Here is a 12222-nt window from a genome sequence, read left to right on the forward strand (position 1 = left end):
CTGTCTGTATCTTTTATTCATTCGGCAACACTTGATAATGGCGCAATGACAGTTTACGCAAGGAGCGTGCGATGGAGAGGGCGAGGCCCCGCGGCGGCTCTGGGCGCCAGGCGGTGGGTGGGCGAAGGGGGTGCTTTTTCTCCATGGCTTGGCGACAGCGTTTAGCTACTTCAGTTTTCCTGACTTCAAACAGGAAATTTCCCAGATTAATTTCACCGCGCAATTGTTCGTGCAGACACTAGCTGTGCGGTGCATGACTGAAGCAGTGAGGTAAGCCGTGAGCAATATTCACGATCAGGCAATGCACTATATCTACCAACAAGTTCTGGAACGCTTGCTGGCCCACATGTCGCAACCCCAGCGCGCTTCCTTGCAGCTGCTGATCCAGCGCCTGCTGTTGGCGGCCGGAGGGCCGGATTACATCGGCACCTTCAGGTTGCTGGTGGTGCAGGGCGCCGATACCCGCAGCACGCGCCTGCTGGCCATCTTGCGTGCGGCGCAGTTGAGCATCGCCCTGCGAGCGCCCATGACCTTCCAGCTGCAGGTGCGGGTGGTGGGCCTGCCGGCAGCCAGCGGCGCCTTGCTGCAGCACCACGAGCGCAATTTCGATGCGCTGTTCATGCATGACGACCCGCGCGTTGACTTGCAGATGGTCAACACCGGCATGGTCGAACCCTTCAACCGCCAGCCCCGGGTCGGCGAGCCCTGGCCGCTGGCCCGCGATGCCTTGCTGCTGTTCGGCCACCTGGCCGACGCGCGGCCCGAGGCGCTGCTGGGCAGCCGGCTGCACCTGGAGCTGGCGGCGGCGGTGGGCCTGGCGTGCGAAGGCCAGCCGTGTGCGGACGCACTGGTCACTGCCATGCCCTTGCGCCAGCGGCGCCGCTACCTGGCCTGGGCGCGCCGGAGCCTGCGCCTGGCGGGGGACAACGGCCTGGTCATCGAGCAGCCCTGCCTGGCGGCCCTGGCCGAGCGGCTGGGCCAATTGCATGGGCTGGCCAGCCTGCCGGTGGGTGAGCCGCAAATGCCCGGCCATGAGCAACCCGAACAGGCACCGCTGAGGCTGCTGGCGATCGACGACCTGTTGCCCCAGTTGGTGAACGAAGGTGAACTCGACCGCATGATAGGCCACCGTACCGAGCCCGCCCACGATGCCACGCCACTGGCAGCCTACCTCGACCCGCTGGCGCTGACCCAGTTGCAGGACCTGCACGCCCGCTGCCTGGCGCCTTCGCCGCGGCGCGAGGCCCTGCGCCTGGTCGGACAGCGGGCGCCGGGCAGTCCGCCAGGGCCGCAACAGGCGCGTTTCACCCAGGCCTACGGCATCGACCAGGCCCAGCTCATCTGCATGCTGTATGGCCCGTTCGCCGAGCGCGGCCGGGGCCTTGAGCGCTTCTTGCGCTGTCGCCACCCGGACATGCTGGTGGCCTTGCCTTACCTGCACCGCGCCCTGCAGGGCAAAACCTGCCCGGATGCGGTCAAGCACTGGCTGGTCAACACCAGTGGCCTTGCCCTTGGGCACTTGCGCGCCATCTATGGCGGGCGCCTGCACAGCGCCACCCGGGGTCTGCTGACGGGCCTGGCGCGGCGTGATGTGCAGCTGCGCTGGCTGGCTCGCGAGGCCGCCCGCTGATGGGGCGAGAGTTCGCCTACCACAAGGTGTATCGCTACTTGCAGGCGCTGGTCGATCAGGCGCAACGCGGCGGCGAGCAGCGCCTGCCGTCGTTGCGCACCCTGGCCCGGCGCCTGCGGGTGTCGCTGGCCACTGTGCAGGCCGCGTATGGCCTGCTGGAAAATGAGGGCCGTGTGCGTTCGGTGGCCAAATCTGGCTACTTCGCCCAGCTTGTCGTGAACACCACCCAGGCGCGTGTGCAGCGCAGTACCGAGCCGCTGCAGTCGGGCCTGGAGCGCACGCTGTTCGCCCATGAACGGCGCCTGGCGCGCCAACGTGCGCAAGCCTTGCCGGTAGCGCCGGGCGGCGCAGGCGTGCGCCTGCGCGAGGCCTTGGCCCACCGCTACAACCGCGCGGCTCACCCGCCTTGGAAGGCCGACCACGTGCACCTGGGCCCCGACGTGCAGGCCGTGCTGGAAACGCTGCTGACGGCGTTGGCGCTGCAGGGCGGCACGGTGGTGGTGGCGTCACCTTGCTGCTGGCGCCTGCTGCAGGTGTTGCAGCGCCTTGGCATGCAGGTGCTGGAAGTGCCCTGGGACAGCCAGGGCGGCCTGGACCTGGCAAGCCTTGCGCAGATGCTTGGGCAAGGTTCGGTGCGCATGCTGATCATGCCGTCGTGCCTGAGCCTGCCGGGCGGGCAGATGGTCTCGGTGCAGGATCAGCAGCAGGTTGCCCGGATGCTGGCAGGGCACCCGGTGTGGCTGCTGGAAAACGACCTGGACAGTGAACGCTGTTTTTCCGCGTTACCCGCCATGCGCCTGCGCGATCGTGTCGATCAGCGCTGGTTGCTGGTGCTGGGTTCGCTGGAGGCCACGGTGGGTGCCGAGGCGCCTTACGCTTATGTGCTGGGGCGTCACCCGGTGCTGGGCGAAGCGTTTGCCCGGCGTGCCTACCAGTTGCCGCCGCTGCGCCAGCAGGCGCTGGCGCAGATGCTAGGGAAGGGCGAGATCGACCAGCACCTCAGCCGGCGGCGCGTGGCGCTGGGCCAGGCGATGCGGCAACTTTGCCAGCTATTGCACGCACAGCTGGGTGGGCAATTGGCCTTCAACTTGCCGGAAGGCGGCCATGGGGTGTGGGTGCGCATGCTGCAGCCGGTGCCGGCGCAGCGCCTGGAGTCGGCGATGGCGGGCACCGCGTTGCTGGTTCTGGCAGGGTCGCAGTTCAGCCTGCAGGGGCGCTACCAGCACTACCTGTTGCTGACCTGGACCGGGGAGCAGTTGGGTGCGCTGCCCGAGGCCTTGGGCAGGTTGGGCGAAGCGCTGGCGATGCCAGGCGGCTGAAGAAGGGCCAGCAGGCACCTTTCGTCGGCCGATGCGCGGCCGTGGGGGAATGCGATCCATGGCGCTTGCCAGTGCGCGTTATCTGTATGTATAAACAGTGTCCATTCCTGCTGCCCGACCTTGCCCGTGATCGCCCATTCCGTCGAAGACCCTTTGTACTACCTGCACAACTTCCGCCAGGTATTGCAGTGGGTCGAACAGCGCTACGCCGACCTGCTCGACGCCCAGGAGCTGGCTTTTCTGCAGGCCTTCGCCGCCCTGGAGCAGCCGGCCCAGGCGCTGATGGTGCGCATGGCGATGCGCAAGGGCGAGCTGTTTCGCAGTGACCGGCTCGACTACGCCGAGATTGGCGATACTTTGCACGCACTGCAGCCCCTGCAGGCGTTGGGGTGGGTACGCGAGCCCGAACAATTGAGCCTGGAGCAGCTGTTCGCGCTGCTGCGCAAGGACGAACTCGCCCACGGTTTCGCCGGGCAACTGAGCCGGCCGCGCGCCGCCAAGAGCGAGCTGTACGCCCAGCTGCAAGCCCTGGCCTTGCCACCCCGGCCGCTGGCGCACTGGTTCGCCGAAGCGCCGGTGGGCATCTTGCAGTGGTGCCTGCAGCCGCTGTGCGACCGCATGCGCTTGCTGTTCTTCGGCAACCTGTACCAGGACTGGTCGGACTTCGTGCTGGCCGACCTGGGCCTGCTGCGCTACGAGCAAGTGCCGTTCAGCCCCGGTTCCCGAGCCTTGCAGCAGCGCAGCGAAATCGACCTGGCAATGGCCCTGCACCACTGCACCGTGCGCTTGGAGCAGGGCGAGGCGCCGGCGGTGATCCTCGAGGGCCTGGCCCACTGGCACAGCGACAACCCCTGGCTGGCGCGGCGCCACGGGCGGCTGCTGTTCGCCCTGGGCCAGCAGTGCGAACGCTTGGGCGACTGGGACCTGGCCCTGGCGGTCTATGCCCGCAGCAACCATGCGCAAGCACGCATCCGCCAGGTGCGCGTGCTGGAACGCTGCGAGTGCTGGCCCCAGGCCCACGAACTGGCCATGCAACTGGCCGCCGCACCCGCCAATGCCCTCGAAGTGCAGGCCCTGCAGCGCATGTTGCCGCGCCTGGCGCGCAAGCTCGGCGGGCCTGCACAGCCGCGCCAGCGCAGCACGGCGCCGCACCTGATTGAGCTGGAACTGCCGCGTGAACTCGCTGCGCTGGGCGTCGAGGAGGCCGTGCGCCAGCACCTGGCTGAAGCCGGCGGGCAGGTGCACTACGTGGAAAACACCTTGCTCAACAGCCTGTTCGGGCTGTTGTGCTGGGAGGCGATTTTCGCGCCGATCCCCGGCGCCTTCTTCCACCCGTTCCAGGCCGCGCCGCAGGACTTGCACGACAGCGACTTCCAGCTGCGCCGCGCCGCGCTGTTCGACGCCTGCCTGGGGCGGCTCGACGATGGCAGCCACCGCCAGGCCATCCTCGACTGCTTTGCCGCCAAGCACGGTTTGCAATCACCGTTCGTGTTCTGGCCGATGCTCGACCAGGCCTTGCTCGAACAGGCCCTGGCCTGCCTGCCGCCAGCGCACCTGAAGCAGTGCTTCCTGCGCCTGCTGCAGGACATCCGCAACAACCGCGCCGGCATGCCCGACCTGATCCAGTTCTGGCCCGAGCAGGGGGCCTACCGCATGGTCGAAGTGAAGGGGCCGGGCGATCGCCTGCAGGACAACCAACTGCGCTGGCTGGCCTTCTGCGCCGAACACGGGCTGCAGGTGGCGGTCTGCCATGTGCGCTGGAGCGAGCCGGCGTGAGTTACAAGGTGGCGGTGCGCGCCTTGTGCGAATTCAGTGCCAAGGTCGGTGACCTGGACCTGCGCTTCACGCCGTCGCCCACCGCCCAGGAGGGCATCGAAGGCCACCGCCGGGTCGTGGCGCGGCGTGCCGCGGGCTATGAGGCGGAAGTGGCCCTCGAAGGCCAGTACCAAGGCCTGCAGGTGCGCGGCCGCGCCGATGGCTACGACCCCGTCGCCAACCGCCTGGAAGAGATCAAGACCTACCGCGGCGACCTCGCCCGCCAGCCCGCCAACCATCGCCAGCTGCACTGGGCCCAGGCCAAGGTCTATGCCTGGCTGATGTGCCAGGCGCGGCAGTTGCCCGCCATCGAGGTGGCGCTGGTGTACCTGGACGTGGACAACGACGGCCAGACGCTGATCAGCGAGCCCTACCGCGCCGAAGTGCTGCGCGAATTCTTCGAAACCCAGTGCAGGCGTTTTCTGGCCTGGGCCCAGGGCCAGGAGCAGCGCCTGGCCGAGCGCGACCGGGGCTTGCAGGCCCTGGCGTTCCCTTACCCGCAGTTTCGCCAGGGCCAGCGCCAGCTCGCCGAGACCCTGTACAAGGCCGTCAGCACCGGGCGCTGCCTGATGGCCCAGGCCAGCACCGGCATCGGCAAGACCCTGGGGACGCTGTTTCCGCTGCTCAAGGCCATGGTCCCGCAGCAGCTCGACAAGCTGTACTTCCTGACCGCCAAGACCCCAGGCCGGGCGTTGGCGCTGGATGCCCTGCGCCAGGTGCACGCGGCGTCGCCCCAGCCGGCCCTGCGTACCCTGGAGCTGATCGCCCGGGACAAGGCCTGCGAATACCCGGGCAAGGCCTGCCACGGCGAGTCCTGCCCGCTGGCCCAGGGCTTCTACGACCGCCTGCCGGCGGCACGCGAGGCAGCGGCGCAGCAACCCTTGCTCGATCGCGACACCCTGCGCGAGGTGGCCCTGGCGCACCAGGTGTGCCCGTATTACCTGGGCCAGGAGATGGCCCGCTGGGTCGATGTGCTGGTCGCCGACTACAACTACTATTTCGATGCCCATGCCTTGCTCTTCGGCCTGGCCCAGGCCAACCAGTGGCGGGTCGCGGTGCTGGTGGACGAGGCGCACAACCTGGTCGAGCGCGGCCGTGGCATGTACAGCGCCAGCCTCGACCAGGGCCAGTTGCTCGCCCTGCGCCAGAGCAAACCGCCGGGCCTGACCAGCGCACTGGACCGCCTGAACCGCCAATGGAATGCCCTGTACAAGGCGCAGCGGGCGCCGTATGAAGCCAGCGAGCGCTTGCCCGAGGGGTTGTTGAGCGCGTTGCAGCAATGCATCGGGCTGATCCAGGAGCGGCTCAACCAGCAGCCCACCGAGCTGGACCCGCAGGTGCTGCAGTTTTTCTACCAGGCCCTGCAGTTCAGCCGGGTTGCCGAGCTATTCGACGAGCATTTCCTGTTCGACATCACCCAGCGCGAGGGCCCGCGCAAGCGCCGGCTGGCCACCTTGTGCCTGCGCAACGTCAACCCGGCCCGGCTGCTTGGCCCGCGCATGCAGGCGGCGCGCAGCGTGACGCTGTTTTCCGCCACTCTCAGCCCCCGGCATTTCTACACCGACCTGCTGGGCATGCCGGCCGATACCGCCTGGCTGGAGGTGGCCGCGCCGTTTCGGGCCGAGCAGCTCGAAGTGCGCATCGCCAGCCAGGTGTCGACCCGTTACCACGAGCGCCAGGCCTCGCTGGCGCCGATCGTCGCGCTGATTGCCGAGCAGTACCAGCGCCAGCCCGGCAACTACCTGGCGTTCTTCAGCAGCTTCGAATACCTGCAGCAAGTGGCCGGCCTGCTGGCCGAGCAGCACCCGGGCATCACGCTGTGGGCCCAGGCGCCCGGCATGGACGAAGCCGCGCGCCAGGGGTTTCTCGAACGCTTCGTGGCCGATGGCCAGGGGGTCGGTTTTGCCGTGCTCGGCGGCGCTTTCGGCGAAGGCGTGGACCTGCCCGGCACGCGCCTGATCGGCGCCTTCGTCGCCACCCTCGGGCTGCCCCAGGTCAACCCGGTCAACGAGCAGTTCAAGCAGCGCCTGGGCCGCCAGTTTGGCGCAGGCTTCGACTATGCCTACCTGTACCCCGGCGTGCGCAAGGTGATCCAGGCGGCAGGCCGCGTAATTCGCGGCGACCAGGACCGCGGCGTGCTGGTGCTGATCGACCAGCGCTTCGCCGAAGCCCGGGTGCAGCAGATGTTTCCCAGCTGGTGGCGAACGGCCAGCGAATAATCCCCGACGGGCCGTCGCGCGGCTTTGCAACTCCCAGTACACTGCGTGTTCCAACCCCAACATTCGTTGAACTCGAGGTTTTTGCATGACGCTCAGTCCTTTGGCAGGCAAGCCGGCTCCGGCCAGCGTGCTGGTCGATATCCCCCGCCTGCTCACCGCTTACTACACCGGCCGCCCCGACGCCGCCGTGGCGGCCCAGCGCGTGGCCTTCGGCACATCGGGGCACCGTGGCAGTTCGTTCGACCTGAGCTTCAACGAAAACCACGTGCTGGCGATCACCCAGGCCATCTGCCTGTACCGCCAGGAAAAGGGCATCGATGGCCCGCTGTTCATCGGCGCCGACACCCACGCGCTGTCCGCCCCGGCCGCCGCCAGTGCCCTGGAAGTGCTGGCGGCCAATGGCGTGCAGGTGATGCTGTCCAAGGACGATGAGTACACCCCGACGCCGGCGGTGTCCCACGCCATCCTCTGCTACAACCGTGGCCGCGCCCAGGGCCTGGCCGACGGCATCGTCATCACCCCCTCGCACAACCCACCGCAAAGCGGCGGCTTCAAGTACAACCCGCCCAATGGCGGCCCGGCCGACAGCGACGTGACCAAGTGGATCGAGGCCAAGGCCAACGAACTGCTGGCGGCGGACCTGGCCGGGGTCAAGCGCATGGCCTACGCCCAGGCGCTGCAGGCCGCGACCACCCAGCGCCATGACTACGTCACGCATTACGTGGCCGACCTTGAAAATGTCATCGATTTCGAGGTGATCCGCTCCGCCAACCTACGCCTGGGCGTCGACCCGCTGGGCGGGGCAGGGGTGCGCTACTGGTCGGCGATCGCCGAGCGCTATCAACTGAACCTGGAAGTGGTCAACACCGAGGTCGACCCGACCTTCCGCTTCATGACCGTGGACTGGGACGGGCAGATCCGCATGGACCCATCCTCGCCTTACGCCATGCAGGGCCTGATTGGCTTGCGCGAGCGTTTCGACGTGGCCTTCGCCTGCGATCCGGACCACGACCGCCACGGCATCGTCACCGCCGATGGCCTGCTGCAGCCGAACAACTACCTGGCCGTGGCCATCGACTACCTGTACCGCAACCGCCCGCAATGGCGCAGCGACGCGGCCGTGGGCAAGACCGTGGTGTCCAGCGGCCTGATCGACCGGGTGACCGAGCGCCTGGGGCGCGAGCTGTATGAAGTGCCAGTGGGCTTCAAGTTCTTCGCCCAGGGCCTGTTCGACGGTTCGTTGGGCTTTGGCGGCGAGGAGAGCGCGGGTGCTTCGTTCCTGCGCAGGGACGGTTCGGTCTGGGCGACCGACAAGGACGGCCTGATTCCGGCGCTGCTGGCGGCCGAGATGACCGCACGCACCGGGCGCAACCCGAGCCAGGCCTATGCCGACCTCACCGCGGCGCTGGGCAAGCCGTTCGCCACGCGGGTCGAGGCCAAGGCCGACCCACGGCAGAAAGCACTGCTGAGCAAATTGGCGCCGGAGCAGGTGAAGTCCACCGAGCTTGCCGGCGAGCCGATCGTGCAGATCCTCAGCCACGCGCCGGGCAACGGCCAGGCGATTGGTGGCCTGAAGGTGATGACCGCCAACGGCTGGTTCGCCGCGCGGCCTTCGGGCACCGAGGATATCTACAAGATCTACGCCGAGAGCTTCATCGACGAGGCGCACCTGCAGCGCCTGGTGGCAGAAGCGCAGGTGTTGGTGGATGCCGCGATTGCCTGATTGAGGGGTGAGCCGGGGGCTGCTTTGCAGCCTCATCGCCGGCAAGCCGGCTCCCACAGAACGATTAACCCTGTGGGAGCCGGCTTGCCGGCGATGAGGCCGCTAAGCGGCCCCGGTCACTCAAGCGACATCGACCAGCACGATCTCGCTGTCTTGCACTGCGGTCACCCGCAGCACTGCTTCATCCTCGATGGCCAGCCCATCCCGGGCCTTGGCCTGCACCCCGTTGACCTCCACCAGCCCCTTGGCCGGCACCAGGTAACCCCGGCGCCCGGCATCGAAGCGGTATTCGGCCGTTTCGCCCGCTTTCAGCGTCGCCGCCAGCAGCCGTGCATCGGTGCGAATCTGCAGGCTGTCCTCATCGCCGGCGCGGCCGCTGGCCAGGGTCACGAAGCCTTCGCCACGTTCACCTTTGGGGAATGGCCGCGTGCCCCACGACGGTGCATCGCCCACGCGCTCCGGGATGATCCAGATCTGGAAGATCCGCGTGTCGACCTTCTCCAGGTTGTACTCGCTGTGCACGATGCCGCTGCCGGCGCTCATCACCTGCACGTCACCGGCCTCGGTGCGGCCTTTGTTGCCCAGGTTGTCCTGGTGGGTGATGGCCCCTTCGCGCACATAGGTGATGATTTCCATGTCGCGGTGCGGGTGCGGCGGGAAACCGCTGCCCGCGGCGATCAGGTCGTCGTTCCAGACCCGCAGGTTGCCCCAGTGCATGCGCGCCGGGTCGTGGTACTCGGCGAACGAGAAGTGGTGGTGGGCGTCGAGCCAGCCGTGGTTGGCATGGCCCAGGCTTTCGAAGGGTCGCAGTTGCAGCATGGTCGTGCTCCTTGAAGCGGTGGAATGGAGCCATGATGCGCCAAAGAAAGATCGAAAATAAGCGTAAATATCGGCTTATTATCATCGCTTAAATCGATATTTGTATCCGCGATTCATTCTCCGGTTCGTCGCCTAATCCACTGATCTGCAAGCATTCGCTGGCGATTTTTGGCAGATGGGGCGAACATGCCCGCTGATTGGAATTTCAACGGAGTGACCGTGGCCCACGAGCAACCCCAGGCCCTCGCCGAACTGACCCCGCCCGCCCAGTTGCCCTGGTTTCGTCGCCTGCTGGCGCGCCTGTTTGGCCGTGGCCTGACCGGCCTGCAGGCGCAACATCGCGACTCCTGGTTTCACGGCCACGCCAGTGGCCAGCGCAGCGGCCATGCCGATGGTGTGCGCGAAGGCTTCGAGCAGGGGCGGGTGGAGGGTTACGAAGCCGGCCGCCAGGTGCTGGTGATCCGCGATTCGCGCCCCGACATCGCCGCCGTGCCCGGCCAGGACGACAAGTTGTTCGACGACTGGCGCCTGCCGCTGACCGCCGAGTTGAAGAAGCGCTTCAAGGCCGACGTGGCCCAACGCCTGCCCGCCGAGGCCCAGCCCAGCGCCGCGCAGTGGAAGCTGATCTTCAGCGACACGCCCTCCACCTGCGTGGTCGCAGGGGCCGGGGCGGGCAAGTCCACCTCGCTGGTGCTGCGCATCCTGCTGCTGCGCCACTACCTGGGCTACGAGCTGGACGCCATGACCGTGGTCACCTTCACCCGCGAGTCGCGCAAGGACTTCATCAAGCGCCTGGTGCAGGTGTTCGCCTTGTGGCAGCTCGACCTGCCAGCGGCCCGCGCCCGCGAACTGGTGCGCACCTTCCATTCGCGCATCCTGCCGCTGGTGCGCAGCCTGCCGGGCTTCGGCCAGCTGCGTGCGTTCGAGACCCTGGGCAACGAGATGCCGGCCGGGCAGGAAGCCGAAGCCGACAGCAACCCGTTCGACCTGCGCCTGAACGACGCCCAGCGCCAGCAGCTCAACCTGTGCTACCACGACCTGCTCGGCGAAAGCCCGCGCTTTGCCCAGATCATCGCCACCCTGCGCCGTGAAGCCTTGCAGCTCAAGCCGCTGGACCCGGACCACCCCGACGTGCAGAAGCGCGTGCAGGTGACGCAGCTGGCGGCCCAGCGCGACGAAGAACTGTGCGATGTGATCGAGGATCTGTGGTTCGCCGCCGGCGCCTGGCCGATCAAGGGCATCGAGCCGTGCCGCGAAACGCTCGAGATCCGCGGCAGTCGCTTCCACGTCCATGGCCGCCTGGAAGGGCTCGATGCCTGGGTGGTGCTGGGCTTCGACCCCTCCGAAAGCGCCCAGTACCAGCGCCCAGGGGCCAAGCTTGCGGTGCGCGCGGAGTGGGCGGTGAAACGCACGCTGCTTCAAGCTTTCTGCGATAAGCCATTGATCTGGCTGGATAACTACGCCATGGCCCGGCGCCTGGCGGCCTCCTTGGCGGGCGATGCAGTGGCTGGCCCTGGCTTCGAATACAAGGTCAAGGGCGAACTGGCCCCGGCGCCGTTGCTGGACGCCTTCGTCGGCGCCGCCAACTTCATCGAGAACCTGGGCCTGGAGGTGAACAGCGCGGTGGCCGCGATGAGCTTCCCCACCGGCGATCCCGACGCGCTGTTCTTCGAGGCCCTGGCGCTGTACTGGAAAGCGCTGGAGGCCCACCTGCTGAGCCAGTCGCCGCCGGTGATGAGCTACAACCGCATGTTCGCCCTGTTCGGCGAGAACAACCCGGAAAACCTGCAACTGCTGCCAGACCCGCTGCTGCGCCCGCTGGCGCACCTGATGATCGACGAGTTCCAGGACGTATCGCCGCAGATCGTCAGCTGGCTGCGCGCCAGCCTCGCCGAAATCCGCCGGCGCGGCCCGGCCATGCACACCGGGCGCCACGCCCAGCATTCCTCGCTGATGTGCGTGGGCGATGACTGGCAGTCGATCTATGGCTGGCGCGGCAGTTCGCCGAAGTATTTCATGGAGTTCGCCAAGGCCTTCCCGTCGCCGGCCAACACCCGGGTGATGCTGGTCGACAACTACCGCTGCCAGCAGCAGGTGATCGACGCCGCCGAGCACCTGGTCAAGGGCACGCCGGCCATCGCAGGCAAGAAAGCCCGCGCTGCCGGGCCTGCGGCACAGCTTGCAGGCTCGCCGGTGAAAGTGTTCGAGCGCGACGAGGCGGCGTTGGGGCAAACGCTGATCGAGCATTACCAGCGCGGCGAATCGGTGATGATGCTGTACCGCAAAGGCAGCGACAAAGCCCTGATGGGCGAGCACCTGCAGCCGGTGCTGCAGGCCGAGGCTGCGCTAGCGCCTGAGCAGCGCCGCCTGCGCCAGCTCACCTACCACAGCGCCAAGGGCCTGCAGGCCGATGCCGTGTTCATGCTGGGCGACTGCCAGTACCTGACCAGCTCGCCCTACAAGAACCAGGTGTATCGCCAGGCCGGCCTGGGGCGTGCCGGCGATGCCCAGCCGTTCGACACGGCGCAGAAGGAGGAGGTGCAGCGCCTGGCCTACGTGGCGGTTACCCGCGCGGTCAGGCACTGCTACTGGCATGTGGAGGCGTCCAACGGCGAAGTGGCGGCGGCGCCGCGTGCGTCGAGCCAGGTGGATGGCCGGCAGGTGTACTTCGAAGACCTGCGCGGCCAGTAGCGGGCC

Annotated in this window: 7 protein-coding genes; 6 read left to right on the plus strand and 1 reads right to left on the minus strand. The window is 67.6% G+C overall.

All coding sequences use genetic code 11. The features are described 5' to 3' along the window. Positions 1 to 277 precede the first annotated feature (277 nt). The 5 genes from L6D75_RS21145 (at position 278) to pgm (ending at position 8706) form a co-directional block, all read left to right on the plus strand. A complete protein-coding gene (locus tag L6D75_RS21145; protein ID WP_176517865.1) occupies positions 278 to 1630 on the plus strand; it encodes a hypothetical protein in 1353 nt (450 codons plus the stop codon). Then, entirely contained in the window at positions 1630 to 2949 is a 1320-nt protein-coding gene (locus tag L6D75_RS21150; RefSeq protein WP_176517864.1) for an aminotransferase class I/II-fold pyridoxal phosphate-dependent enzyme, read from the plus strand. The genes L6D75_RS21145 and L6D75_RS21150 overlap by 1 nt, the downstream gene beginning before the upstream one ends. 126 nt (positions 2950 to 3075) lie before the next feature. Then, the gene (locus L6D75_RS21155; RefSeq protein WP_176517863.1) at positions 3076 to 4725 is read left to right on the plus strand and encodes a VRR-NUC domain-containing protein; all 1650 of its coding nucleotides are present in this window, start codon (positions 3076 to 3078) and stop codon (positions 4723 to 4725) included. Continuing rightward, on the plus strand, positions 4722 to 6983 hold the full coding sequence (locus L6D75_RS21160; RefSeq protein ID WP_176517862.1) for an ATP-dependent DNA helicase: 2262 nt from the start codon (positions 4722 to 4724) through the stop codon (positions 6981 to 6983). The genes L6D75_RS21155 and L6D75_RS21160 overlap by 4 nt, the downstream gene beginning before the upstream one ends. Positions 6984 to 7068: 85 nt before the next feature. Further along, complete coding sequence (gene pgm / locus L6D75_RS21165; protein WP_236193793.1) at positions 7069 to 8706, plus strand: phosphoglucomutase (alpha-D-glucose-1,6-bisphosphate-dependent); 1638 nt, start codon at positions 7069 to 7071, stop codon at positions 8704 to 8706. Between the two features lie 120 nt (positions 8707 to 8826). Here the strand turns inward: pgm and L6D75_RS21170 are convergent, their stop codons facing one another. Continuing rightward, positions 8827 to 9525 (minus strand): pirin family protein, encoded by a 699-nt coding sequence (locus tag L6D75_RS21170; protein ID WP_236193795.1) that lies wholly within the window; start codon positions 9523 to 9525, stop codon positions 8827 to 8829. A gap of 186 nt (positions 9526 to 9711) precedes the next feature. On the opposite strand from L6D75_RS21170, the gene L6D75_RS21175 reads away from it, so the two are divergent. Beyond that, positions 9712 to 12216: a UvrD-helicase domain-containing protein gene (locus L6D75_RS21175; RefSeq protein WP_236193797.1), complete on the plus strand. Its 2505-nt coding sequence runs from the start codon at positions 9712 to 9714 to the stop codon at positions 12214 to 12216. Positions 12217 to 12222: the final 6 nt, after the last annotated feature.

Source organism: Pseudomonas faucium (assembly GCF_021602585.1).
Taxonomy (GTDB): Bacteria; Pseudomonadota; Gammaproteobacteria; order Pseudomonadales; family Pseudomonadaceae; genus Aquipseudomonas; species Aquipseudomonas faucium.

What these genes read in the sequence shown, in the direction of transcription:
- L6D75_RS21150 (WP_176517864.1), top strand. Translation starts at nt 1,630, where the DNA reads ATGGGGCGAGAGTTCGCCTACCACAAGGTGTATCGCTACTTGCAGGCG.
- pgm (WP_236193793.1), top strand. Translation starts at nt 7,069, where the DNA reads ATGACGCTCAGTCCTTTGGCAGGCAAGCCGGCTCCGGCCAGCGTGCTG.
- L6D75_RS21170 (WP_236193795.1), bottom strand. Translation starts at nt 9,525, where the DNA reads ATGCTGCAACTGCGACCCTTCGAAAGCCTGGGCCATGCCAACCACGGC.
- L6D75_RS21175 (WP_236193797.1), top strand. Translation starts at nt 9,712, where the DNA reads ATGCCCGCTGATTGGAATTTCAACGGAGTGACCGTGGCCCACGAGCAA.